The 25,233-nt window shown below is 71.3% G+C and carries 20 protein-coding genes and 1 pseudogene; 15 read left to right on the top strand and 6 right to left on the bottom strand.

Annotation, left to right across the window (positions count from 1 at the left end):
- Positions 1-20: 20 nt before the first annotated feature.
- Entirely contained in the window at positions 21-530 is a 510-nt protein-coding gene (locus VA596_RS34485) for a hypothetical protein (RefSeq protein WP_323332651.1), read from the bottom strand.
- A 436-nt stretch (positions 531-966) separates the two neighbouring features.
- Here VA596_RS34485 and VA596_RS34490 point away from each other — a divergent pair, with 436 nt between their 5' ends.
- Together VA596_RS34490 and VA596_RS34495 are read left to right on the top strand one after the other, a co-directional pair.
- A complete protein-coding gene (locus tag VA596_RS34490) occupies positions 967-4,437 on the top strand; it encodes a polymorphic toxin type 17 domain-containing protein (protein WP_323332653.1) in 3,471 nt (1,156 codons plus the stop codon).
- Positions 4,434-5,237, top strand: a complete 804-nt coding sequence (locus VA596_RS34495) for a hypothetical protein (protein WP_323332655.1) — start codon at positions 4,434-4,436, stop codon at positions 5,235-5,237. The genes VA596_RS34490 and VA596_RS34495 overlap by 4 nt, the downstream gene beginning before the upstream one ends.
- Positions 5,238-5,288: 51 nt before the next feature.
- Here the strand turns inward: VA596_RS34495 and eccCa are convergent, their stop codons facing one another.
- A complete protein-coding gene (gene eccCa, locus VA596_RS34500) occupies positions 5,289-9,215 on the bottom strand; it encodes a type VII secretion protein EccCa (RefSeq protein WP_323332656.1) in 3,927 nt (1,308 codons plus the stop codon).
- 141 nt (positions 9,216-9,356) lie between these two features.
- Here eccCa and VA596_RS34505 point away from each other — a divergent pair, with 141 nt between their 5' ends.
- From VA596_RS34505 to eccD, 6 genes are read left to right on the top strand one after another with little or no spacing between them, the layout of a single operon-like run.
- A complete protein-coding gene (locus VA596_RS34505; protein WP_323332658.1) occupies positions 9,357-10,130 on the top strand; it encodes a WXG100 family type VII secretion target in 774 nt (257 codons plus the stop codon).
- A 38-nt stretch (positions 10,131-10,168) separates the two neighbouring features.
- Complete coding sequence (locus VA596_RS34510; RefSeq protein WP_323332660.1) at positions 10,169-11,254, top strand: WXG100 family type VII secretion target; 1,086 nt, start codon at positions 10,169-10,171, stop codon at positions 11,252-11,254.
- A gap of 3 nt (positions 11,255-11,257) precedes the next feature.
- Complete coding sequence (locus tag VA596_RS34515; RefSeq protein ID WP_323332662.1) at positions 11,258-12,619, top strand: WXG100 family type VII secretion target; 1,362 nt, start codon at positions 11,258-11,260, stop codon at positions 12,617-12,619.
- Complete coding sequence (locus VA596_RS34520) at positions 12,619-13,089, top strand: hypothetical protein (protein ID WP_323332664.1); 471 nt, start codon at positions 12,619-12,621, stop codon at positions 13,087-13,089. Before VA596_RS34515 ends, VA596_RS34520 begins: the two co-directional genes overlap by 1 nt.
- Positions 13,086-13,406: a YbaB/EbfC family nucleoid-associated protein gene (locus tag VA596_RS34525; protein WP_323332665.1), complete on the top strand. Its 321-nt coding sequence runs from the start codon at positions 13,086-13,088 to the stop codon at positions 13,404-13,406. The genes VA596_RS34520 and VA596_RS34525 overlap by 4 nt, the downstream gene beginning before the upstream one ends.
- Entirely contained in the window at positions 13,406-14,776 is a 1,371-nt protein-coding gene (eccD, locus tag VA596_RS34530) for a type VII secretion integral membrane protein EccD (protein ID WP_323332667.1), read from the top strand. Before VA596_RS34525 ends, eccD begins: the two co-directional genes overlap by 1 nt.
- A 210-nt stretch (positions 14,777-14,986) precedes the next feature.
- On the opposite strand, the gene VA596_RS34535 is transcribed toward eccD, so the two are convergent.
- Both VA596_RS34535 and VA596_RS34540 read right to left on the bottom strand, forming a co-directional pair.
- Entirely contained in the window at positions 14,987-15,781 is a 795-nt protein-coding gene (locus tag VA596_RS34535) for a hypothetical protein (protein WP_323332669.1), read from the bottom strand.
- Positions 15,782-16,255: 474 nt separating this feature from the next.
- A complete protein-coding gene (locus VA596_RS34540) occupies positions 16,256-17,308 on the bottom strand; it encodes a type VII secretion protein EccE (RefSeq protein ID WP_323332671.1) in 1,053 nt (350 codons plus the stop codon).
- Positions 17,309-17,462: 154 nt separating this feature from the next.
- Here VA596_RS34540 and eccB point away from each other — a divergent pair, with 154 nt between their 5' ends.
- From eccB to VA596_RS34555, 3 genes are read left to right on the top strand one after another with little or no spacing between them, the layout of a single operon-like run.
- Positions 17,463-18,884, top strand: a complete 1,422-nt coding sequence (gene eccB / locus VA596_RS34545) for a type VII secretion protein EccB (protein ID WP_323332673.1) — start codon at positions 17,463-17,465, stop codon at positions 18,882-18,884.
- Positions 18,885-18,895: 11 nt separating this feature from the next.
- On the top strand, positions 18,896-19,594 hold the full coding sequence (locus tag VA596_RS34550; protein ID WP_323332675.1) for a response regulator transcription factor: 699 nt from the start codon (positions 18,896-18,898) through the stop codon (positions 19,592-19,594).
- Entirely contained in the window at positions 19,591-20,247 is a 657-nt protein-coding gene (locus VA596_RS34555) for a response regulator transcription factor (protein ID WP_323332676.1), read from the top strand. The genes VA596_RS34550 and VA596_RS34555 overlap by 4 nt, the downstream gene beginning before the upstream one ends.
- Before the next feature lie 69 nt (positions 20,248-20,316).
- Here VA596_RS34555 and VA596_RS34560 read toward each other — a convergent pair whose 3' ends face one another.
- Positions 20,317-21,108, bottom strand: coding sequence for a carbon-nitrogen hydrolase family protein (locus VA596_RS34560; RefSeq protein WP_323333075.1), 792 nt, complete (start codon positions 21,106-21,108; stop codon positions 20,317-20,319).
- A gap of 83 nt (positions 21,109-21,191) precedes the next feature.
- On the opposite strand from VA596_RS34560, the gene hisD reads away from it, so the two are divergent.
- From hisD to VA596_RS34580, 4 genes are read left to right on the top strand one after another with little or no spacing between them, the layout of a single operon-like run.
- Positions 21,192-22,514 (top strand): histidinol dehydrogenase, encoded by a 1,323-nt coding sequence (gene hisD, locus VA596_RS34565; protein ID WP_323332678.1) that lies wholly within the window; start codon positions 21,192-21,194, stop codon positions 22,512-22,514.
- Complete coding sequence (locus VA596_RS34570; protein ID WP_323332679.1) at positions 22,514-23,614, top strand: histidinol-phosphate transaminase; 1,101 nt, start codon at positions 22,514-22,516, stop codon at positions 23,612-23,614. The genes hisD and VA596_RS34570 overlap by 1 nt, the downstream gene beginning before the upstream one ends.
- On the top strand, positions 23,611-24,210 hold the full coding sequence (gene hisB, locus VA596_RS34575; RefSeq protein WP_323332681.1) for an imidazoleglycerol-phosphate dehydratase HisB: 600 nt from the start codon (positions 23,611-23,613) through the stop codon (positions 24,208-24,210). Before VA596_RS34570 ends, hisB begins: the two co-directional genes overlap by 4 nt.
- On the top strand, positions 24,207-24,365 hold the full coding sequence (locus VA596_RS34580) for a hypothetical protein (RefSeq protein ID WP_323332683.1): 159 nt from the start codon (positions 24,207-24,209) through the stop codon (positions 24,363-24,365). The genes hisB and VA596_RS34580 overlap by 4 nt, the downstream gene beginning before the upstream one ends.
- A gap of 15 nt (positions 24,366-24,380) precedes the next feature.
- On the opposite strand, the pseudogene VA596_RS34585 reads toward VA596_RS34580, so the two are convergent.
- A pseudogene (locus tag VA596_RS34585) lies at positions 24,381-25,142 on the bottom strand (IS5 family transposase).
- Between the last annotated feature and the right edge of the window lie 91 nt (positions 25,143-25,233).

Raw genomic sequence — 25,233 nt, forward strand, 5'->3', positions numbered from 1 at the left:
AGGTCGTGTGACGTATTCCTTTAAGCCGTCACTCGAATCTCGAGAAGCGCGGCCGGGTCGTGGTTCGGCAGCGATTCGCCGACCGGTGTCCACTGCCCCGGCTGGATGTCCACGGTTTCCGTCGTGCTCTTGGCCGTCAACGTCGCTTTCGCGGTGTGACCGTCACCCTTGATGAAATAGGTCTCGGGGATCTGCATGGTCAGGTATCCGGGCGTGCCGGTCACGCGGAAACAGGCGTCACCGCCCTTGATTTTGTAACTCTGGACGACGATAAGGTTGCCACCGCTCGCGCAGTCCACGAGCAGGATGTGCCCGTCACCCTTGAGGAGGGTGATGTTCCGTTCAGCGAGAATGCGGTCCGCGCCGGGGTAGTCGTAGGTTTCGACGATCGGCGGCGGGCCGTCGTCCGCGGCTGTCGCGCCGGCTGCGCCCGCGGCGCCGGCCGAGGTGGTGAAAACCGAGGTGACCAGGGCGGACAGACCGAGCACGGCGGCGCCGAAGGTGGCGAGACGTCGGGAAGCAGAATGCACGATGAACCGTTCCTCCGTGGTGAGAAAACGGGAAACGGTGCCCAGGCGAATGCATGGCACAACAGACCGCCCCCCTGAAGGACACCGTAGATGTGGCCTCCGAAGAAAAGAACCCCGCGAGGGTAAAGGTTACATAACTATGACTTTGGTCACAATTTATCTTGATTGGCTAACGTTTTCCGGTGTGCGCTACGCGACCGGTGATCGTCATTGTGGACCGCATTCTGCCGACGATCGGCGGATTGACAACGGAACGGTGCCGACAACGGGGTGAGAGAATCGACGGCCTCTGGTGCCCGGATCGGCGCGGCCGCTATCGTCGGCTGGCCTGATCATCGGCAGTTCATTTCGAGGGGGTCCGAGCAGGGTGGGAATCAGATTTGTCGGCGTGCCGGGACGGCGCGCCCTTGTTGTGCTGGCTACGGTCGGCGCACTGGTGGCTGGAACCGCGGGTGCCGGGCCGGTCGCCGTCGCCGACACCCCGGCGGCCGGCGCGTCCGATCGGGCGCGGGTGCTGGAGATCGTGCGGACCGGCACGCCGGGTACGGTCCGGGCGGCGGAGATCGCGCTGACGGGCTCCGACGCCGAGGTCGCCGAATTCCTGCGCACCGGGGAGACCACGGCGCGGGTGCAGGACGACCGGGTCCGGGTGGGCCAGATCCTGAGCACCGGCGGCCGTGGGCTGCGTGAGGCGGCGCAGGCCGCGTTGAGCGGATCTCCGGCGGACGTGCAGGCGTTCCTCGCCGACGGCTGGCGCGTCCCGCTCGAGCGGGACCTGCGGGTGCGGGTCGGCCAGATCATGAGCCAGGGCGGCCGTGGCGTTCGCGAGGCGGCGCAGGCCGCGCTGAACGGCACCGTCGAGGACGTCTGGCAGTTCCTGAGCGCAGGCCAGTACGAACCGGCCGAGCGTGACAACCGCGTGCTCGTCGGCCGGATCATGGCCGAAGGCGGCCCGAACGTCCGGCAGGCGGCCCAGATCGCGCTCACGGGTTCGGCGGACGACGTCAAGGAGTTCCTCCGGAGCGGCCAGTACATCGCCCGCGCCCGTGACCAGGAGACGACGTCCGTGGCGCAGCTGGCGGGGCTGGCGAAGGAGTCCGGAGAAGAGGCGGCACGGGAAACCGAGGCGGCCCAGGAAGCTTCGGCTCGCGCGGTCGAGGCGTCCCGGCTGGCCAAGGAAGCGGCTCAGCGGGCCGCTCAGGAGACCGAAGCGGCCAAGAACGACGCCTCCCGGGCCGCCGAAGCGGCCGGTCGCGCGGCCGACTCGGCGGAGCGCGCGGCGGACGCGGCACAGGCCGCGATCGCGGCGGCGAACGCGGCGAACCAGGCCGCGCGGGTCGCGGCGAACGCCGCGGCCAAGGCCGCTTCCGCCGCCGCGGCCGCGGGACAGGCCGCGGTCCGGGCGCGCAACGCGGCCGCCGCGGCGGCCGGTGACGCGGGCCGGGCCGACGCCGCCCGCCAGGCCGCGGTCGACGCCAGGGCGGTCGCCGCCGCCGCGAACCTCGCGGCGGACGCGGCGACCGCGGCCGGCTCCGCCGCGGTGAACGCGGCTTCGGCGGCCGGCTCGGCCAAGAGCGCCGGAGCGAACGCCGACGCCGCCGCGGCCGCCGCCGACCAGGCCGCCGGCTACGCGGGTTCCGCCGGAGCGGAGGCCCAGCGGGCTCGCAACGCGGCGGCGACGGCGAAACGGAAGGCCGCCGAGGCCAACCGGGCCGCCGACGCCGCCCAGTCGTTCGCGAACCAGTCCGCCGCGGCCGCGGCGGAAGCCGCAAGGGCGGCCAGGTCCGCGGCCGGGCACGCGGAGGCGGCGGCGGCCGCCGCCGAGGAAGCCGCCCAGCACGCCGGTGAGGCCCAGGACGCGGCCAAGGAGGCGACCAAGCACGCCGAGGCGTCACTGCGTGCCGCGGAAGCCGCGTCGGCGGCGGCCACGGAAGCCGCGAACATCGAGGAGACCGCCCGGCGGAGCGAGGCCGACCGGCTCGCGAACGACACCGTGGAGGCGACCGGGTTCGCCACGCAGGCCAAGCAGGTCTACGACACCAGGCGGGCCGACGCCGAGTGGGACGCAGCCGAGGCGGCCCGGCTCGACCAGGAGACCCAGCGGCTGATCGCGGAGGCCGGCGCGGCGGACACCCCGACCGCCACCAAGGTGACCGACGGCCGCAGGATCGCGGTCCAGTTGCGCCGGACGGGTGGGTCCTGGACGCGGGCGGCGGCGGAGGCGGCCCTGGCCGGAACCGACGCCGACGTGCTGGCGTTCGTCCGGACCCAGCGGCAGGTCGCGGGAGAGCAGGACGATCGCGCGCGCGTCGCCTTCCTGGCCGACTCGGCGGACAAGACGGCGAAGAAGACCGCTGCGGAGACTGCCCTGTTCGGCGCCTACCCGGGTGTCCAGGAGTTCCTTCGCACCCAGTACTACGACGGCAAGGTCGCCGACGACCGCGTCCGGGTCGGCCGGATCATGAGCACCGGCGGTCCCGCCACGAAGGACGCCGCGCAGCAGGCGCTGAACGGCACCCCGGCGGACGTCGACAGCTTCCTCGCCACGGGCCAGTACGCCGCGGCCGAACACGACGACCGGATCAGCGTCGGCCGGATCATCAGCACCGGCGGGCCGCAGGTCAAGGCCGCGGGGCAGGTCGCACTCTCGGGCCCGCCGTCGTTCCTGCGGATCTTCATCCAGGTCGGGCAGTTCAAGGCCCAGCGGATGGACTTCGACGCCGCGACCCACGCGGCCGAAGTGCGGCGCTACGTTGCCGAGGCGGCCCGGCTGGCGGCCGAGGCCCGGGCGAGTGCCGCGGAAGCGGCGCGCGCGGCCGCGGTGGCCAGCAACGCGGCCGGTGACGCGCAGTTCTACGCCGACCAGGCGCACGCCGCGGCGGAGGACGCCAAGACGGCCGCCGCCCAGGCCAAGCAGGCCGCTGTCGACGCTCAGGCGTCCGCGGACGCCGCCGCGCAGTCGGCTCGGCAGGCTCGTGACGCGGCGAACGAGGCACAGGCGTCGGCGCGGTCGGCGGAGCAGTCGGCTTCCGAGGCGTCGTCGTCGGCGGCCCGGGCCCGGGTCTACGCGGCCGAAGCCCAGGAATCGGCGGAGCAGGCACGCGCTTCGGCGATCGCCGCGGGCAAGTCGGCCGACGAGGCGGCACAGGCCGCCGCGGACGCGTTGAAGATCTACTCCGACAAGCGCGACGCGGAGGCGAAGGCACAGCGCGAGAACCCGGTGCAGGTGCCCTCTCAGCCGGCCGGGGAGGCCGACCCGGTCGTGCCGGTGGAGATGGTCCTCGGCGGCGGCATGTCGCTCGCCGACCTCGCCGGCCTGCTCGTCGACCTGGCGAGCATGTTCGACCCCACGCCGATCAGCGACATCGGCTCGGGGCTGATGAGCCTGTTCCAGGGCGACTGGTCCGGCGTGGCCATGTCGGCCGTCGGAGCCATCCCGGGCCTCGGTGCCGGTGCGGACCTCGCCAAGGCCGTCCGCCGGATCGAAAAGGTCTTCGGGTCCCTGGCGCCCTACCTCGGCCGGCCGGGATTCATCGAAAACATCGGGCACAACCTGAAGGGCCTTTCCCCCGACCACGCCAATCGCGCGCTCGGCGTGATGAATGCCATGCAGCGGGACGCGGAGGCGTTCCTCAGTGGCAAGGGGCCGGAGTTCCTGCGGGTCCTCAAGGACGCCCGGCTGCCGACCATGGGGCCGATCCGGTTCGTCCCGCCGCCGCACTTCAACCCGGCCAAGCCCAAGCGCAACGGCATGTACGAAGACGCGTACGGCAACGGCTGGCGGTGGGACCCGAACAAGTCCGAATGGGACGTCCAGATCGAGAACGGCAATGGTAAGATGGATTACTTCGCCAAGGACGACGGACACGCCAACATTTCTCCCGAGGGACGTGTAACGCACAAATGAGGTTCCGTGAATCGGACGTCGTGGCGAATCTCCTGCTCAACGTCGAAACCGAAGAATTCGGAAAAGCGGTGGCCGTGTGCCGGCCGCCGGCCGCCGAGTTCGGGGCTTCCGCGTGGGAGATCCGCCGCGCCGACCCGGAGGGGGGACGGAAGGGGTTCACGGTCTCCCTCTTCCTGTCCTGCCCGGTGGCCGAGGCGGAAAGCCCGGAAGAGGCACTGCGGCGGGCCGTCCTGCCGGTAGCGCTCGAGTACCGGCTCGACGTGGGCGCGCTCGAGATCCACGGCAAGCCGGGCGAAGGGGGGTACGCCGACCTGCCGTTCGACGACCGGGAGGTCGGCGGTTACCTCGTCTACGGCCTGCTGGCCGCACCGGGAGGCGGGGAAACGCGGGCCGCGACCTACGTGACGCGGCCCGACTTCACCCCGCGCGCGGACTCGGACCTCGTGTCACGGGTGCACCTGCGGCTGCCGGTCGCGGATCCGGGGCGGGCACTCGACCGGTGCGCGCCGATCGTGGCGGCGACCCGTGCGTCGGTGGTCCAGGTCGTGTCGGCGCGCGCCGCCGGGCGATCCGACGAACTCTGTGAAGTGGCCCTGCTTTCGGCGGTTCCGGCCGTCGAAGGCGAGGCCGAGGAGGACGGCCTGCGCCGGGTCGCGACGGCGCTCGCCGCCGGGCTCGGGCTGGACGGCAGGCCGGTCACCGTCCGGGGTTCGAGCGCGGAGCTCGTGCTCGAACCCGGTGAGGCGGAGGTCGAATCGCTGTCCGTGCGCGTCGAGGACGATCCGCTGTACGTGGATTGAGCGACTTGTGAAGGCCCTTCCCGGGTTCGCCCGGGGAGGGCCTTCGCCTTGTCAGGAATCCACGGGCTTGGTCCACGCCACCTGAACCAGCCCCGTCCCGTGCCGCCGCGATACCAGCGTGCCCCGGCCCGGAGGCTGCGGTGACGGCTTGACGTCCGCCAGCAACGCCCCTTCGTCCTTCGTGCCCGACATGATCAACCCTGGCGAACCCAGCTCCCGGAGCCGCTGCAGCACCGGCTCGAACAACGCCCGGCCCGCTCCTCCCGAACCCCGGACGATGATCACGTGCAACCCGATGTCGCGGGCCTGCGGCAGGAACTCCAGCAACGGCTGCAGCGGGTTCCGCCCCACCGTCGCCACCAGCTCGTAGTCGTCCACCAGGACGAACAGCTCCGGACCCCGCCACCAGGACCGGTTCCGCAGCTGCTCCGGGGTCACCGACGGGCCCGGGAGGCGGTTGCGCATCGCCGTTGCGCAGTCCGTGATCAGCTCCGTCAGCTTGCCTTCGGCGCCCGCGTAGCCCAGGAGGTGCTCCTCCGACACCGCGCCGAGCAGGCCGCGGCGGTAGTCCGCGACGATGATCGCCGCCTCGGCCGGGGTGTACTTCGACGTGATGCCCCGGGCTATCGCGCGCAGCAGCGAAGACTTGCCCGACTCGACGTCGCCGAAGGCCACGAAGTGCGGGTCTGCCGCGAAGTCCAGGTACACCGGGCGCAACGTCGACTCCGCGATGCCCAAGGTCACTTGGCGAGCCGGGCCTGCGGCCAGCGTGTCCAGCGGGACCTCCGGCGGCAGCAGCCGGACCTGCGGCGCGCGCGGGCCCTTCCACGCCTCGGAGATCCGGCGCGTCAGGTCGACGCCGCCCGCGCCGATCGTCTCCGGGCGCTGGTCGCTGTCGATCCGCGGCAGCGCGGCGAGGAAGTGCAGCTTCTCCGCGGTGATGCCGCGCCCGGGGCGGTCGGCGGGGACGTTGACCGCGACCTTGCGGTCGATCGAGGAGTCCATCGGGTCGCCCAGGCGCAGCTCGAAGCGCGTGCCGATGGCGTCGCGCAGCTGCGCGCGGACGCCGATCCACTGGTTGAGCGAGACGATCACGTGGATGCCGAACCCGAGCCCGCGCGCGGCCAGCCCGGTGATCTGCTCCTCCAGCTGCTCGTACTCCTGCCGGATCGTGGTCCAGTTGTCCACGAACAGGAAGACGTCGCCGAACTCGCGGCCGTCGGTGCTCTCGGTGAACTCCGCGCGGCGCTGCCGGAACGTCGTGATCGACTCGATCCCGTTGGCGGCGAAGAACTCCTCACGCTGTTCGAGCAGTGTCGTCAGCTCGGCGACGACGCGGCGGCAGCGCTGCGCGTCACGGCGGGTCGCGTAGCCGGACGTGTGCGGCAGCCCCGCGATCGGCGCGAGCGCGCCGCCACCCATGTCGAGGATGAACAGCTGCACCTCGGCCGGGGTGTGCGTCAGCGCGAGCATGCCCGCGATGTCCTTCATCAGCGTCGACTTGCCGGTCTGCGGGGCGCCGACGATCAGCGCGTGGCCGCCGGCCCCGGAGAAGTCGGCCCACAGCAGGTCGCGGCGCTGCTCGAACGGCTTGTCCACCAGCGCGACCGGGATGGTCAGCTTGCCGTTGCCGCCCCAGCCGAGCGGGCACAGGCCGCGCGCGGCGTCCTCGCCCAGCGGCGGCAGCAGCTGGTCCAGCGTCGGCGGCTCGTTCAGCGGCGGCAGCCAGATCTGGTGCGCCGCGGGCCCCTTGCCCTCCAGCCGGGACAGCATCGCGTGGATGATCGTCTCGCCGGTGCCGTCGGCGGCGGGGGTTTCCGACAGCTCGGTCGTCACCGGGATTTCGACGGGAGCCAGCGAGAACGGCAGCACGCCCAGCTCCTGGCCGTCCTCGCGGACGACCGTGCTGCGCGGCGGCAGCTCACCCGAGACGTAGGCCGCCTTGAGCCGGATGAGCGTGTCGGTGTCGGCCTTCAGGTACGCCGAACCCGGCACCGGCGGCAGGTGGTAGGCGTCGGCGACCCCCAGCACCGCGCGGCTTTCCGCGGCGGAGAACGTCCGCAGGCCGACGCGGTAGGACAGGTGCGAGTCCAGCCCGCGCAGCCGGCCCTCCTCCAGCCGCTGCGACGCCAGCAGCAGGTGGATCCCGAGCGAGCGCCCGAGCCGGCCGATCGCGACGAACAGGTCGATGAACTCCGGACGCGCCGACAGCAGCTCGCTGAACTCGTCGATGATCACCAGCAGCGACGGCAGCGGGTCCAGCGGCGCGCCGTCCGCGCGGGCCTTCTCGTAGTCGCGCACGGACGCGTAGTTCCCGGCCGCGTGCAGCAGCTCCTGCCGCCGCAGCAGCTCGCCGTTGAGGGCGTCGGCCATGCGGTCGACCAGCGCGAGGTCGTCGGACAGGTTCGTGATGACGGCGCAGGTGTGCGGCAGCCCGGTCATCCCGGCGAACGTCGCGCCGCCCTTGAAGTCGATCAGCGCCAGGTTCAGCGTCTCCGACGAGTGCATCACGGCCAGCGCCGTCACCAGCGTCCGCAGCAGCTCGCTCTTGCCCGACCCGGTCGCGCCGATGACCAGGCCGTGCGGGCCCATCCCGCCCTCGGCCGACTCCTTGAGGTCCAGGTCCACCGGACGGCCCTCGGGGTTGACGCCCAGCGGGATCCGCAGCCGGTCCCGCGCCGCGCGCGGCGCCCAGGTGACGGCGGTGTCGGTGTCGCGCGGGTCGCCGATGCCGAGCAGCCCGGACAGCCCGAACGTCGCCGACATCGGCGCCTCGCCGACGACCGCGGCGGGGGTGTGCAACGGCGTCAGCATCCGGGCCAGCGCCTCGGCGGCGCCGCGGTCGAGCACGTCCGGGCGGCCGAGGAAGCCGAGCCGCTGCTCGGTCGCGTCGCCGACGACCATGCCGAGCGAGTCCGGCGTGGTGTGCAGGCTGAGCAGCTTCTCGGTCGAGAACGTCCGCGGGTGCTCCGAGCCGATCTCGATCACCGTGACGCCGAGGCGGCCGTCCTCGCCGATCAGCCGGGGCTCGCCGTGGGCGTTGCCGCCGTCGACGACCACGACCAGGTGCGGCAGGTCGAGCTCGCTCGCCGCGCGGCGGCCGAACACCGGCCGCTCGCCGAGGTCCGGGCCGAGCAGCTCGGCCAGCGGGGCCGCCGCCTCGGCGGCCAGCCGTCGCGAGCCGACCGCGTCGGACGCCGTCGCCGCCGTCGCGTGCGGCAGCCACTTCGCCCACTCCCAGTCGTGCTGCCGGTCCGGCGGCACGCACAGCGCGATCCGCAGGTCGGCGGGGGAGTGGAAGGTGGCGAGCTGGCACAGCAGCGACCGCGTCAGGCCCAGCACGTCCGGGCGCCGCCCGGCCAGGGTCACCGCGGCGAACGACCGCAGCGACAGCGCCACCGGCAGGCCGTCTACCGTCGAGTAGGTGCGGATGAAGTGCTTGAGGCTGGTCGAGGAGACCGGGTCCAGGTCCTCCAGCGGCACGGTCTGCGGGGCCTTCAGCGGCGTCGCCAGCCGCTGCGGCCCGGTACCGGCGCGGACCTGCGCGAACTGCGAGTCGGTGCGCCGCCGGTCCCACAGCTGCCCGGTCTCGACGTAGGCCCACAGGTCGGCCGGGTCGGGCTGGACGGCGACCATCGCGGCGCGCTGGCCGTCGGCGATGTCCCGGACCTGGCCGCGCAGGCCGGTGAGATACCGCTGGTAGTCGCGGCGCTCGTCGTTGATCTGCGCCTTCTTCGCCATGCCGCCGCGGCCCAGCGACATCACGACCATGCCGCCCATGGCGCAGATGAACAGCGCGCCGAAGATGTAGGTCATCACGCCGCCGTCGCGTCCGATGTAGACGAACGACATCGCGCCCATGCCGAGCATCATCGGCAGGAACATCATCAGCTGCATCATCCCGCCGGACGAGCTCTTCGGCAGCATCGGCGGCGACTGCAGCACGATCTCGGTGGGGCGCTCGGGCGTCAGGCTCATGCGGTGAAAGCTCCAGATCGAGGTGGCTCTGCCCGGTATTTTGGCCACTCACCGCCCGCTCGCGGTGGGTACTTTTGCCGTCCGCCCGCTTCCGGGGACGAACTTACGCTCTGCCGAGCAGCCACCCGCGGAAGGAGACCCATGGCCGGCGAGTACCGGGCTGAGCCCGAGGCGATGCGCTCCGCCGTGGGGAACGTGGGCGGCATCATCGCCCACGGGATCAACGCCGTGGCCGACCTCGAACGCCTGGTCGTGCAGCCGACGTCGTTCGCGACGTTCGGCAGCGCGGTGGCCGCCGCCAACGCGGCGCTGCACTCCGGCCAGATCACCGCGGTCCGCACGCTCCTGCAGCTGCTGCAGCAGATCAACGGGCTCGTCAAGGCCAGCGCCGACGCCTACCAGGCGGCCGACCAGGACATCGCCACCGGCTACGGGGGCGGCTCCGCGACCGGCGGCACGACGGCCGCGTCGATCTGGGGGAACTCGCACGCGTCCGAGCTGGCGACACTGGCGATCAACGACAGCGCGGGCGCCCACGGCGAGCCGTCGTCGGTCGGGAACGTGCTGCGCTACCTGGGGGATGCGGAGCTCGGCAAGCTCGGCGACCACCCGATCACCGACACCCGCTTCCACGGGGTCGCCGACTTCAACGACTGGCTGGCCGGCGACGCCGACAACCAGGCGCGGATCGGGCTGATCGAGGTCTACGCCGGGACCGCCCGCACGTTCTCCGACGTCCCCGGCGGCGTGCACAGCGGGGACGTCGTGGTGGTCGAACCGCTGCTGTTCTCCGACCGCCAGCCGGTCATCGGCGTCGCCGGCGACGGCGGCCGCCTGTACAACCACGGGCTCCTCGACGCCCGCATCAGCGGACTGGCGAAGGTCAGTGTGTACCGGCCCGCTTCCGTCGTCTGATCCCCTGCCGTGTGCCCCATGAAACTCTGTGAGGTCCGATGCTGACTTTCCCGAACTCCAGCGCGATGGACGCGACCGCGTCCTCGGGCGGGCCGATCACCATCCTGCCGCAGATCGTCACCGGCCAGCCGGAGCAGATCGCGAAGCACGTGCTCGACCTGGTCAAGAAGGCCGAGCAGTTCCTGAGCATGTACACCGAGCTCACCAAGGCCGCCGACCAGCTCGGCAAGATCTGGTCGGGCGCGGCGAGCGAGTCGGCGCTGAAGAAGATCACCGACTCCCTCGACCAGCTCACCAAGATCATCGGCGTGGTCCAGAAGGGCGCCGAGCTGCTCGGGATCTCGGGCACGCTGATCAAGACGGCGCAGGAGGCCTACCGCGCGGTCGTCTCCGCGGTGAACCCGACGGTCGCCTCGCTGATGTCGAACCCGTGGACCTACGGCGCGGCGGTCGCTTTGTCGACCGGGACGAGCGCGTCGCTGCGGGCGTTCATCACCTCGATCGGCGCGCTGCTCAAGGCCCTCGGCGCGGTCGACCTCGCCCAGCAGATCACCCAGCTGGCGACGGTCATCGGCGAGATCGAGAAGCTGTTCCACCACGACACCGGCACCACGGGCGCGACGACGCCGTCGGCGGGGACCACCCCGGTCACGGCGCCGCAGGCCCCGTCGCCGGTGGCGAGCCCGGCCGGGCAGCAGGCAGCGTCGTCAGGAAATCCCACCCCCGGCGGTGTGGGGATCCCGCAGCAGCCTTCGTTCACCGACTACACCCCGCCCGCGCTCGCCACCGGCGGCGGTTCCAGCGGCGCCACGACTCCCGTGACGGCCAACGGCAACCCGCTCGACCCGTCGAACAGCTGGATCGCGGTGAACCCGGCCCAGAACGGCGCCACCGTGCCGACCCAGCCGGCCCCGGTCACCCAGCCCGTCACCCAGCCCGCCCCGGTCACCGGCGGCGCGGGGGCGATCGGCGGCGCGAACGAGGTCACCATCCACACCAACCTCGCCACCGGTGAGTCCACTGTGGAGGCTCCGGGCGGCCAGGACTTCGACCTCGACATCGCCTTGGACTACAACGGAAAGCACTTCAGCCAGCACGTCGGCTACGACGCGGCCGGGAACTAGCCGATGACGGGCTCGTGGGTCGTCGACGCGTCCGGGGTGGTCAGCTCCGTGCTGTCCGGGTACCGGCAGGTTCTGCTCGAGTGCCAGCGGCGCGTCACGGGTGATCCGGGTGCGCTGAGCGCCGCGTCGCAGCGGGTCGCCACCCAGGCCACGACGGTTTCGGGCAAGGCGAAGGAGATCGACGACTCCGCGAAGACGCTGCACGCGGACTGGGACGGCGACGCCTACACCGCGTTCGCCACCGCGGCTCAGCAGCTGGGCACGGAGCTGACCGACGCCGCCACGAAGCTCGACGACCAGGCGAAACGGCTCGCGACGGCGGCGCAGCTCGTGCAGTCGGCGAAGGCCGCGGTCGACTCGGTCATCGCCCAGTTCGACCAGTACGCCCAGCAGCTGACCGCGCAGGCCCGCGCGGTGAACTCGGGCTCGGTCGGCGCGTTCATCCAGGCCGCCCGCCAGCTCGGCGAGCAGAGCGTGCAGGCGGCTCGTCAGGTCGTCGACGAGTACTCCGAAGCGCTCGCCGAGCTGTTCCCGCCGGAGGGCACCCAGCGGCTGGAGTACAAGCTGGGCAAGAAGACCGGCGGCCCGCTGGGCTGGCTCAACGGCAGCCCGCTCGACGGGCGCAAGCGGCCGCGCGACGCGCCGTCGTGGTTCAAGAACTCGGGCTGGAAGAAGCTCACCTGGGACGGCCTCGAAGGCACGCGCGCGCCGAAGAAGGCGGACACGCCGTTCGGGCAGCCGAAGCCGGAGAGCGTCAAGGACAAGCTGGGCAACAACACCGAGATCACGTACTACAAGTTCAAGCACGACCAGGACGGGCTCACCCCGGAGTACGACGGGAAGATCACGTCGAAGGGCTGGGACGTCGGCGCGTCCGGCCACACCGAACTGGCCGCAGTGAAGGAAGAGGGCGAGCTCAAGGGCGACTGGGGCGTCTCCTCGGCGCACGCCAAGGGCACGCTGTTCGCCGGCGGCGAGGCGAGCGCGTCCGGCACCATCGGCGCCCACGGCGCCGGCGCGCACCTGAACGCCTTCGCCGGCGGCAAGGTCGAGGGCGAGGTCGCCGCGGACGTCGCGGGCATCGGCGTCGGCGCGAACGGCACGCTGCAGTACGGCGTCGGCGCGCAGCTCGACGCCCAGGCCGTTTACGACGCGGGCCACATCAAGGTCAACTTCAAGGCCGGGGCCGCGCTCGGCTTCGGTGCCGGTGTCGGCGCGAAGATCGATATCGACCTGCCGAAGCTCGGCCACACGATCGGCGAGTACGGCGGCGCGGCGGCCGACTACGTCGGGACCGCGGCGCACGACGCGGCCAACGCCGTCGGATCCGCTTGGGACGACGCCGTTTCGTACGTGGGGCTGTGATGACGCTTCCCCTGGACTTCGTGATCCCGGACGGCTGGACCGCCGTCGACCCGGGCGAGTCGGGCGCGGTGTTCGTCGCCGTGCACGACGCGCCGGCCGGCGAGTTCGTCCCGAACATCACGGTGAGCGTCCAGCAGCGGCCCGACGAGGCGTCGATCGACGACGTCGCCGCGGAAGCCGTCGAACGGCTTTCGCTCACCACGGCCGGGCTCGACGTGCTCAGCCGCCGGGACGTCGGCGCCCCGGCCGCGCCCGGTGTCATGCAGCTGCTGCGCCTGCGCACCGGCGAAGGCACCGAGCTGATCCAGACCCAGGTGCACCTGACCGTGCCCGGCGCCACGCCGGAGCAGCGGCTGGTGCTCGAGCTCGCCTGCACGGCCGCGCCCGCGACCGCGCGGGCGCTCTCACCCGGTTTCCAGCGGTTCGTGGGCAGCGTCCACGTCCGCCAGCACGAAGGGAAAACGCGATGACCGATCCGTACGCGGTGCCGGACATGGACGAACTGCTGGCGCAGGTGCGCAAGCAGACCGAAGAGGTCCAGCGGATCCAGCGCACGGTCGAGGCGATGGAGATCAAGGCGCACTCGCGGCAGAACGAGGTCACCGTCACCCTCCGCGGTGACGGCCGGTTCACCTCGATCGACATCGACCCCCGCGCGATCCGCGAGTACGACGCCCGCAACCTCTCGGAGATCGTCCTGGAGGCGGTGAACGCCGGGCTCACGAAGCTCGCCGAGGCGTCGAACGCCAAGTTCGCCCCGGTCATCTCGGCCGCCAAGAACATCTGATGACGGCTTCTCTGACGGGCACGACCCGCCGGGTCACCGTGGTCACGCCACGGGCCCGGGTGGACGTCGCCCTGCCGCAGCAGTCGACGTTCGCCGAGCTGGTGCCGCAGCTGGTGCGGCTGGCCGGAGCGTCCGGGCAGGCCTCGGCCGACCACCCGGGCTGGGTGCTCTCCCGGCTGGGCGGGGCGCCACTGGCGCTCGGCCTGAGCGTCGCCGCGGCGCAGATCCGCGACGGCGAAGTCCTCCACCTGACCCCGCGGGAGCGCCCGCGGGGTCCCTTGCTGTTCGACGACGTCGTCGACTCGATCGCCAGCGCCGCCGACGCCACCGGCGGCTGGGGCCCGTCGGTCGCGCGGCGGTCCGGGCTGGTGGCGGCGGTCGTGCTGCTGCTCGCGGGCGGGCTGCTGGTGCAGGCCGCGGCGTCCGGCAGCGTGCTGGCCCCGATCGGCACCGGGCTCTTGGCGTTGGTGCTGCTGCTGGGTGGCGGCGCGCTGAGCCGTGCGTACGGCGACGCCGAGGCCGGCGCGGCCGGGTCGCTCGCCGGGGTCGGTGTCGCGCTGCTGGCCGGGATGTCCGTGCTGCCACCGCATCCGCTGTTCTCGCTGTCGGCCGGCCCGCTGGCCGCGGGCTTCGCCGCGGTGACGGTGTACGGCGTGCTCGCGGCGGTCTCGGTGGCCGACCGCCTGCCGTGGTTCGTCGCGATCACCGTCGCGTCCGGCTTCGGTGCGGTGACGACCGGGGTGGTGCTGCTGGCGGGCGTCTCCCCGATCTCGGCGGCGGCGGTCGTCGCGGTGCTCGCCACGGCGCTGGCGGCGGTGGCCCCGATGATGGCGCTGCGCCTGGCCCGCCTCCCGCTCCCGCGCGTGCCGGACGACATGGAGGCCTTCCGCGCGGACGAACAGCCGTCACTGGGCACCGAGATGTTCGGCCGCACGTCCCGCGCGCAGGCCGTGCTGACGGGCTTGCTGGTGGCGCTGGGCCTGGTGGTGCTCTTCTCGTCGGTCGTCCTCGCCACGGGCGGTCCGTGGGACGCCGGCCTGGCCGCGGTGCTGGGCGTCGCGTGGATCCTGCGTTCCCGGTCGTACGCGGGCAAAGCGCAGCGCCTGGTCCTGGTCGCCTTCGGCGTCACGAGCCTGGTGGTCGCGGGCGTCTGGCTGGTGGCCTCGGGCAACCGCACGGCGATCTTCGCGACGGGCTGCGCGGTGGTCCTGTCGGCGGCGATCTGCCTGATCTACGCGACCCGCGTGGCCCGAGGCCTGCGTTCGCCGTACTGGTCACGCCTGCTGGACGTCTCGGAGTTCCTGGTCCTGCTCTCCCTGGTCCCGTTCGTCGGCATGATCGCCGGGGTGTACGAAGCCGTCCGCGGCTGAGCTTGGTCCAAAGCCGCTGGAGGCCACCTTGGTCAAGTCTCAATTGCTGACATAGCCTCTTGCATGGCAGTTACAGGATGTTAGTGCAGGTCGGAGGATCGACCCAGTCGATCGTCCTCGGCTCGTGCGGCCGGGGTTGGCGTCGGTGTCAGATTGGCGAACGAGCTCGACCAGGAGAAAGTTGGTCATTTGTTGCTCATCTCGACCTGTCTATTCAGGCGAGATCTCGGTCCTTTGATGGCCATCAGTCGTCGTCTGAATGTTTTTGCCCTGTTTCTCGGGTAGGGGCGGTAGTCCTGAGGGGGGTATGCAAATAATTTTCTTGATGAACATATCCTTTAAGGCGCCCTCAAACTCAACGACGATAGAGAGGTTGTCGAACTCACTTCCTGATTGTTCTGTTAGCTCGAAGATTCTCACCTCGTTCCCGGGTGATAGAACGCCGCCGGGTGAGAGCTTGCTCAGTGCGTAGTCTCGATTGAGTTTCAATTGGCAGCTTGTTAAGAGGTGATCGGTCACCTCCTCATGGATTCCAAAGAATTCAGTCGCTCCGGCCGCTTGGACTGAAAGTGTTACCCGGCGAATCAAGGCGAGTCCTGAGCCAGAATTTCTGATTGTCACTGACCAGATCGGCCCCTCCGCCTCTGTCAGGTAGACGGAATCCTCATGTGACGGCATCCAACGACTGTTGTAGCTAATAAACGGGCGAAGTCCTAGTGCAAATTGATTTCGGACGAGAAGCAGGCTGAGTGATCCAACAAGGAACGTGACACTTGGTCCAACGCCTACGAGCTCGACTTTCAATACCCAAATCGCCGTTGCATGGCTTCCCAGTGCCGCTCGACATATTTCCCGCACGGCCAGCGTTGCGGTGAATGTGAGCAAAAGCCAGAACTGCCACTTCGCGGCCCAGCGTCGCGCGATTCGGTGACCACCCGTGGTCATTTCTTTCGAGTGATTTTTGTTGGCAGGTTTGCCGCTATGTCGGATCGTCAGTCTCGCCATGGTTTCCGCAGTTTACAATTGCAATTCCTGGTCCCGTGTTGAATACTGTATGGCTGATCATTGATGGTGTAATGACAGGAATTCCTGTCGCCAAAGGTGTTCTACTATTTGAAGCCATAAGATCGGCAGATCCGATCTCCAGAGTCGATGTGCTCGAGTGGAGATGGTAGTGCTCGAAACTCTCTCCGGGCTCTAGCAAGATTCTCGCCATTCCTGCCTGCCTCCTCCGTGCGCAGCGACTCGTGTGTTAAGGATAGCCCCCGCGCGTCAGCTAGGCACCGCTTGAATCCTACGTCGCGACGCAGCCTGGATGTGGGCCCGGCTTGCCGTTGATGGGCCTTCGAGTTGTGCGGTCGGTTGCAAATGCAGTCCTGAGCGGATGATGCGTGACGGCTCTGGTGTCATTCGTATGGCGGACAGGACAGCTAACTTGATCGGGTTAACCGCAGCCCATCTCCTCTGGCCGTGCGGTTCTCACGAATCCAGTGCGAGCGGGAGCGTCCGCCGGACACCCGCACCGTGGCGGCCGTGCAGCGGTACCGCCGACCCACCCGGCGAAGGCACCGGAGAACCCGAACGGGAACCCACCCGGATCGTCAGCTCCTCGTGTTCCTTGCCGCCCGCTGTGCGCCGCAGGGTGTACGACGTCGCCGTGAAGGCGGCCTCCGGCACCGACACATCCAACGACCGCACCGAGCGCGGCGTGAAGCACATCTGGCTCGCTTCGCCCCACGTCCACGCTCGCCAGTGGTCGGCCGGCTCTGCGGACGAGCCCTGGACCCCCAGCGCCACCCGCAGTTCCTGGCCCAGCTCGCCCGCCTCCAGCACCGTGCTCGGGTAGCCCGCCTCGGCCAGCTCGCCCATCAGGCTCAGCGCCGCGGACGCCGTGCTGCGCAGCGCACCCAGGTCGCCGCCGCCGCGGGCCAGCGCCGCGATCGGTGCGAGGTCCGGCCGATAACGCACGGACAGCCACCGCACCCGCAGCACCTGGTCGCCGCGCGGGACCGCCCACGTCAGCAGCTGCGCCGACGCCAGCGGGACGTCGGTGCGCCGGTAGGCTTCGCGCAGGATGGCCACCAGCGCCTCGGGGGACGGCTCGCCCGAGCCGGGCGTGAGGCGCACCAAGGCGCTCCATCCGCCGTCGACTTCGGCGACGCCGAAGCGGTTTCCGGCGCGGTCGACGTGCTGGCGCACCTTCACCGGCCCGGCCACTCGCATCAGGGCGTCCGGGCTGTCGTGCCGCGTGTCGTGGCGCCGCAGGCGGTACGCGACCCACGTCAGCGCCCAGCCGGCCGGGTGCCGCCCGGCGAACCGCACCGACGTCAGCAGCACCACCACCGCGGCGGCCGCGCTGACGCCGATCCGGACGGGCTGCGCGAGGCCGCCGAGCGTCCACGCGAGCAGCGCGGCGATGCCGGCGATCTCCCACACCGCGGCCTGCAGCGGCCGGACCGGCAGCAGCCAAGGCAGCGGCGTGAGCCGCGGCGGTGCCGGGTGAACGGCGGATTCAGCGGTTCCGACGGACACAGGTACCCCTTTCCCCGCTCGGAGACGCTAGCGTCTCCCCAGATACGGCGTGGGCGTAAAAATTACCCTCGCCGCGTCCGGTTCGGGTGCTTAGCATCAGGCGCTCGGAGGGTTCGGGACGCAGACAGGACGCACAGCCGGGGGCACGAGAAGCGTGTGGACGCAGCGGGACCAGATCCAGGCGTACCAGTTCCTCCGGCGCCGGCTCGTCTCCGCGCTCGTCGCCGCCGACGCCAACCACCCCGTCGCCCCGAGCCGCCGCCTGGTGCTCGGCACCGTCCTGGGGCTCGTGGCCGCGCTGCTCGTCACCGCCGTGTTCGGCATCATCGGCCTGCTCAACCCGAACGGCGGCAAGGACTGGCTGGCCGGCGGCAAGGTGATCGTCGAAGAGGGCACCGGCGCGCGGTTCGTCCTCGGCGCCGACGGCGTGCTGCACCCGGTCCTCAACTACGCCTCCGCCCGGCTGCTGGCCGGCGGCAACGGCGACGCGACCGTCTCGGTGTCGTCGGAGAACCTCGGCAAGGCCGGCCGCGGTGCCCAGATCGGCATCCCCGGCGCCCCCGACTCGCTGCCCGCGTCGCCCGCGCTGGTCGCCACGCCGTGGACGAGCTGCAGCCGGACCACGCAGGACGCGCCCGCGTCGGCCGAGCCGCGCACCGCCGTCCTGCTCGCCGGGCCCGCGTCCGGTGTGGAGCTGCCGCGCGACCAGGGTGTCATCGTCAAGCTGCCGGAGGGCGACCGCTTCCTGCTCAGCGGCGGCCGCCGGTACAAGCTCAGCGACGAGGCCGCGACCGCGCTGCAGTTCGACAGCTACCCGACGATCGCGGTGTCCGCCCGCTGGATCGACACCGTCCCGTCCGGGCGCGACCTCACCGCGCTGCCGGTCGCGAACGCCGGCGACCGCGGCCCGTCCGTGGGCGGCCGCGACACCCGCGTCGGCGAGGTGCTTTCGGTGGTGGACGCGATGGCCGCGCCCGGCACCGCGACGTCGTACTACCTGGTCCAGGCCGACGGGCTCGAGCCGGTCGGGCAGACCGAAGCCAGCCTGCTGGTGACGACCGGGGCCAACGCCGTGGCCTACTCCGGGACGCCGGCCCCGGTCGAGGTGCGCGCGGCCGACGTCGCCGGGGCGCGGAAGGTCGCGGCGCCCCGCGCCGGCGGCGCCGACCCGGCCGCCTTCCCGGACCGCATCCCCGGCAAGGCGCCGATCACCGGCAACTCGGTGACGCTGTGCTCGCAGGGGTCCCGGTTACTCGTTTCGGCCGAACTTCCGCTTCCCGGCGGCGCGCGAGCCATCCAAGTCGCGACCCGGTCCGAAGCACGGGTGGCGGACGAGGTCTACGTGCCGCCGTCGGGAGGAGCGGTGGTCGTGGAGGCCGGCTCCGCAACGACGTACTTGGTGACCGACACGGGCCGCAAGTACCCCGTGGTCAGTGCCCAGGCACTGGCCTCACTGGGGTACGGAGGGGTGGCCCGCCAGCCGATCGCAGGTAGTTTGCTCGCATTGGTGCCGACGGGCTCCGCGCTGGATCCGGCCACCGCCGGCCGGCCGGCCCCGTCGGGTGGAACGGGGTGAAAGTCGTGCACATGACAGAAGAGCGCTCGACCGAAGACGCAGTGACCGGGCCGGGGCGGGTCCGGGTCGCGGTCGTCGAGGACCACCCGCTGTACCGCGTCTCCGTGGAGCGCGTACTGGCCGAAGCCGAGTTCGTCGAGCTGGGCGCGGTGGTCGACTCGGTCGCCCGCTTCCACGTCCACCGGCAGCCACCGGGCAGCGTGGTGCTGCTCGACCTGGGCCTTCCCGGTGTCGCGGGCGCGGCGGCCGTGCTGGAGGTCTGCGAACTGGGCCACCACGTGCTCGTGGTGTCGGCCCAGGCGGAACCGGACGTCGTGCTCGGCGCGATCGCGGCCGGCGCGCGGGGGTTCCTGTCGAAGGACGTCGACGCCGAGGAGCTGCTGATCGCGATCAAGACGGTCGCCGACGGCGGCGCGTACGTCTCGGCGGTGGTCGCCGGGATGATCATCAAGGACAACGCCGACCGGCCGGTGACCGCGGCCGAGGTCGAGCTGTCGCCGCGTGAGGAGCAGGTGCTGCGGCTGGTGGCGGCGGGGGAGCGGGACGTCGACATCGCGCTGATCCTCGGCATCGGCGTCCGGACCGTGCGGGGTTACCTCGACCGGATCCGCGACAAGACGGGCGAACGGCGCCGGCCGGGCCTGGTCAAGGAAGCCATCCGGCGCGGTCTCATCGGCGGGTCGGGCCCGCGGCGCGGCGGTCGCAAGTGAGCGACCCCGGCGAGCAGACCCCGGCCCCCCGGCGCATCCACGTCGGGGTGATCGAGGACCACCCGCTCTACCGGTACGCGCTGACCCGCGTGCTCACCGAGGCCCCGGACATCGAGCTGGGCGCGGTCGCCGACTCGGTCGCCCGCTTCGCGGTGCAGGACCAGCCGGCGGGCAGCGTCGTCGTCCTCGACCTCAAGCTGCGCGGCGTCCAGGACGCGGCCGCGGTCCTCGAGGTCGGGGCCATGGGGCACAAGGTGCTGGTGGTGTCCGCGCACGCGGAGCAGCCCGAGGTGCTGGGCGCGATGCAGGCGGGCGCCAAGGGCTTCCTGTCGAAGGACGTCGACGGCGACGAGCTCCTGCGCGCGATCCGCACCATCGCCGACGACAACGCGTACGTCTCGCCGACGCTGGCCGGGATGATCATCCAGGACAGCGAAGAGCGGCACGCGGGCCCGAAGATAGTGCTTTCGGAGCGCGAGAAGCAGGTGCTGCGCCTGGTGGCGGCGGGCGAGCGCGACGTCGACGTCGCGGAGATCCTCAACATCAGCGTCCGCACGGTGCGGTCCTACCTGGACCGCATCCGCGACAAGACGGGCGAGCGCCGCCGCGCCGGCTTCGTCCGGGTGGCGATCCGCGAAGGCCTGCTCCGCTAAGCCGTCACTTTCACGTGAAAGTGACCACCTGGGGGCGGCACTTTCACGTGAAAGTGCCGCCTTCGCGACTCAAAGCCGACGGTTGGCCAGGGCCCCGGTGGCGGTTCGGGCTCGCGCCGCCACCGCCGGGTCGACGTCCACCAGCAGCGTCTCCGGGGCCGCGCCCGCGGCAGCGTGCACCCGGCCGAAGCCGTCCGCGGCCAGCGAGTGGCCGATGCCCGTCGGCGCCTTCGGGTTGACCGTGACGCCCGTCGCCGCCGGGTCGGCCTGGCCGCACGCGAGCACCCAGCAGCCGGAGTCCAGCGCGCGCGCCCGCACCAGGACCTCCCACTGCTCGCGCTTGCCCTCGCCCGCGCCCCAGGACGCCGGCAGCAGCACGACGTCGGCGCCGTCGTCGGCCAGCGCCCGGAACAGCTCCGGGAACCGCACGTCGTAACACGTCGCGACGCCGTAGACGACGCCTTCGAACTCGAACGTCGTCAAGGTGGCACCGGGCGCGACGGTGTCCGACTCGGCGAAGCCGAACGCGTCGTAGAGGTGGATCTTGTCGTAGCCACGGTGGTGCCCGCCGCCGGTGACCAGCAGCGTGTTGCGCACCCGCCCGTCCGCCGGGGTGAACATCCCGGCGACGATCACCACGCCGTGCTCGGCCGCGACCGCCGCGACCGCCGTCGCCCACGGCCCGTCCAGCGGCTCGGCGACCGCGTCCAGGGGACGCCCGAAGCGCGCCATGGTCGCCTCGGGGAACACGACGATCCGCGCGCCGTCCGCGACCGCCGCCTCGACGCCGGAGCGAACCAGCTTCAGGTTCGCTTCCGGGTCGTCACCCGAGTTGAGCTGGCACAACGCGATTCGGGCCACTGCTGCCTCCTGCATGCTGGGATCCGCCGTCACCGGGGAGTATCGCTGAAAACCCGCTCGGCGTGACCTCGTACCCTGGGGGCATGTTGAACCGCACCGACCTGCGCGGGCAGGTCCCGACCGCCGCCGAACTGCGCGCCACCCTCCCACGCGCCGAATACGACGTGGACGCGGCGCTGCATCACGTGCGGCCGGTGGTCGAGGCGGTCCGTGACCGCGGTGTCGAAGCCGTCCTCGAGTACACGGAGAAGTTCGACAAGGTCCGCCCGGTCAGCGTGCGCGTGCCGCGCGAGCGGCTCACCCAGGCCCTCGCCCAGCTCGACCCGGCCGTGCGCGCCGCGCTGGAGGAGTCGATCACCCGCGCGCGCAAGGTGCACGCCGAGCAGCGCCGCACCGACGTCACCACGACGGTCGTCGACGGCGGCACGGTCACCGAGAAGTGGGTGCCGGTCGAGCGCGTCGGGCTGTACGCGCCGGGCGGGCTCGCGGTGTACCCCTCGACCGTGGTGATGAACGTCGTCCCGGCGCAGCTCGCCGGCGTCGGCTCGCTGGTCGTCTGCTCGCCGCCGCAGGCCGGGTTCGCCGGGCTGCCGCACCCGACCATCCTCGCCGCGGCCGAGCTCCTCGGCGTCGACGAGGTGTGGGCGGTCGGCGGCGCGCAGGCCGTCGCGCTGCTGGCCTACGGCGGCACGGACACCGACGGCACCGAGCTGACCCCGGTCGACGTCGTCACCGGGCCGGGCAACATCTACCTGACCGCGGCGAAGCGGCTGCTGCGCGGCCTGATCGGGATCGACTCCGAGGCCGGCCCGACCGAGATCGCCGTCCTGGCCGACGAGACGGCCGACCCGGTGCACGTCGCCGCCGACCTGGTCAGCCAGGCCGAACACGACCCGCTCGCCGCGAGCGTCCTGGTGACGACGTCCGTCGAACTCGCCGACGCCGTCGACAAGGAGCTGGTGGGCCGCGTCTCGGCGACGAAGCACACCGAGCGTGTCACCGAAGCGTTGGGTGGCAAGCAGTCCGGCGTCATCCTGGTGTCCACAGTGGACGACGGCCTGCGCGTCGTGGACGCGTACGCCGCCGAGCACCTGGAGATCCAGACGGCGGACGCGAGCGCCGTCGCCGCCCGGGTCCGCAACGCGGGCGCGATCTTCGTCGGCGCGTACGCCCCGGTGTCGCTCGGCGACTACTGCGCCGGCTCCAACCACGTGCTGCCCACCGGCGGGGTCGCCCGCCACTCCTCGGGCCTGGCCGTGCCGCGCTTCCTCAAGGGCATCCACGTCGTGGACTACAGCGAGGACGCGCTGCGGGAGGTCGCCGGCCGCGTCGTCGCGCTGGCGAACGCCGAGGACCTGCCCGCGCACGGCGAGGCCGTCACCGCGCGCTTCGGAGGTTCGGTCTAATGACGATCGGCGAAGAGATCACGCTGGACGAGCTGCCGCTGCGCGAGGACCTGCGCGGCAAGTCGCCGTACGGGGCACCGCAGCTGGACGTCCCGGTCCGGCTCAACACGAACGAAAATCCGTACCCGCCGCCGCCGGAGCTGGTCGCCGACGTCGCCGAGGCCGTCCGCGCGGAAGCCGCCGAGCTGCACCGCTACCCGGACCGCGACGCCCTCGAGCTGCGCCACGACCTGGCCGACTACCTGAGCGTGTCGACGCGGGTCGTGGTGACCGAGGAGAACGTCTGGGCCGCCAACGGGTCCAACGAGGTGCTGCAGCAGATCCTGCAGGCCTTCGGCGGTCCCGGGCGCAGCGCGCTCGGCTTCGAGCCGTCGTACTCGATGCACCCGATCATCGCGTCGGGCACCCGCACCGAGTGGGTGCCGGCCCCGCGCCGTGACGACTTCACGCTCGACACGGCCGCGGCGGCCGCGCTGATCCGCGCGAAGCAGCCGGACATCGTGTTCGTCACCAGCCCGAACAACCCGACCGGCGGCTCGATCCCGCTCGGCGAGCTGCGCGTGGTGCTGGACGCGGCCACCGGGATCGTCGTCGTCGACGAGGCGTACGCGGAGTTCTCGTCGCAGCCCAGCGCCGTCGAACTGCTGGCCGACTACCCGGCTTCGCTGATCGTCTCACGCACCATGAGCAAGGCGTTCGCCTTCGCGGGCGGGCGGCTGGGCTACCTGGCGGCCGCCCCGGCGGTCGTCGACGCGCTGCAGCTCGTGCGCTTGCCTTACCACCTCTCGCGGCTGACCCAGGCGGCCGCGCGCGCGGCGCTGCGGCACGCGGACGCGACGCTGGGCACCGTCCACAAGCTGGCCGCCGAACGCGACCGCGTCGTGGAAGCGCTGGCGGGCCTGGGTTTCGACCCGGTGCCGAGCGACTCGAACTTCGTCCTCTTCGGACGGTTCGCTTCGCCTTCGGCCGCCTGGAAGTCCTATTTGGACCGAGGCGTGCTCATCCGTGACCCAGGCATCCCCGGGCACCTGCGCGTCAGCATCGGCACCCCGGAAGAGAACGACGCCTTCCTCGAGGCGAGTAAGGAAGTTTCGCGATGACGCGCGTCGGCAAGGTCGAGCGGACGACCAAGGAGTCCTCGATCTCCGTGCAGCTGGACCTCGACGGCACGGGCGAGGTGGAGATCGCCACCGGCGTGCCGTTCTACGACCACATGCTGACGGCGTTCGGCGTGCACGGCTCGCTGGACCTCAAGGTCGAGGCCGCCGGCGACGTCCACATCGACGCCCACCACACGGTCGAGGACACGGCGATCGTGCTCGGCCAGGCGATCCGCCAGGCCCTGGGCGACAAGAGCGGCATCCGCCGCTTCGGCGACGCCTGGATCCCGATGGACGAAACCCTGGCCCACGCGGCGATCGACGTCTCCGGGCGGCCGTACTGCGTGCACGTGGGCGAGCCGGAGCAGTTCAACACGTTCACGATCGGCGGCAACTACCCGTTCGTGCTGACCCGCCACGTGTTCGACTCGCTGGCGTTCCACGCCCAGATCGCGCTGCACGTCCGCGTGATCCACGGCCGCGACCCGCACCACATCGCCGAGGCGGAGTACAAGGCAGTGGCCAGGGCCCTGCGAGCGGCAACCGAGCCGGACCCCCGCGCGGGCGGCATCCCCTCCACGAAGGGCGTCCTGTGAGCAAGGAAGTAGTAGGAGTCCTGCTGCTGGCCCTGGGCGGCTTCCTGGTGGGCGGCGTCTATTCGGCCTGGAAAACGGCCAAGTTCATGGCGGTGGTCCTGGGCGTCGCGGCGGTGCTGGCGATCGGCGGCGCCATCTTCTGGTTCGCCGGCTAGGAGCTGTCCGGTAAGTCATCGGAGCCACAGCACGATCGCCGCGCTGGTGAGTTCGGCCGGGTAGTAAGCAGCGCGTTTGGCATAGCGGGTCGCCAAGTCACGGAACTGTTTGAGGCGGTTGGAGCAGCGTTCGACCACGTTGCACTGCTTGTAGACCTTTGCATTGAAAGCTGGCGGGTGATCTGGTCATCCCGCTCGGGGCTGCCGAAGCTGATCCGCCGGTCCCGCATCACCCGGCGGGGCGGGTCGAGGGATGCGAATACGCCTTGTCCGCGATCACCCTCTCCGGCCGGCACCGCGGACGCCCTGACCCGATCCGGTCGACACTGATGCCGTCCAGCAGCGGCAGCAACTGCGGGTTGTCCCCGGCTTGGCCCGCGGTGATCAGGAAACGCATCGGCAAGCCACGCCCGTCGACAGCCAGGTGGATCTTCGTGCTCAGCCCGCCGCGGGACCGGCCGAGTCCTTCACCGTCGAGGGCGAGGGCTTCGATGTCGCCTGCACATCCCCTTTTTTTCCGGGCGCCAGCGGGGTGCTGGTGCGCCCGGACCACGCTGTAGTCGATCGAGATGATCCACTCCAGGATCTTCTCCCAGGTGCCGTCCCTGGTCCACGACCGAAGCCGCTCATGCGCAGTCTTCCAGGGGACCGTAACGTTCGGGCAGGTCACGCCACGGAGCACCGGTGCGCAGTCCACAGGATCGCGTTGATCACCTGACGGTGATCCCGCCACCGCCGCCCACCGCCCTGCTGCGGGGGTAGCAACGGCTCGATCATCTCCGTCAACTCACCGCGACCGACCACATCCGCAATCCAACCGGACCGCAGCCAGATCACTGACAGGACACTCCCTAACCGCCCGCCCCAC

It is taken from the genome of Amycolatopsis heterodermiae (assembly GCF_034929455.1).
Lineage (GTDB): Bacteria > Actinomycetota > Actinomycetes > Mycobacteriales > Pseudonocardiaceae > Amycolatopsis > Amycolatopsis heterodermiae.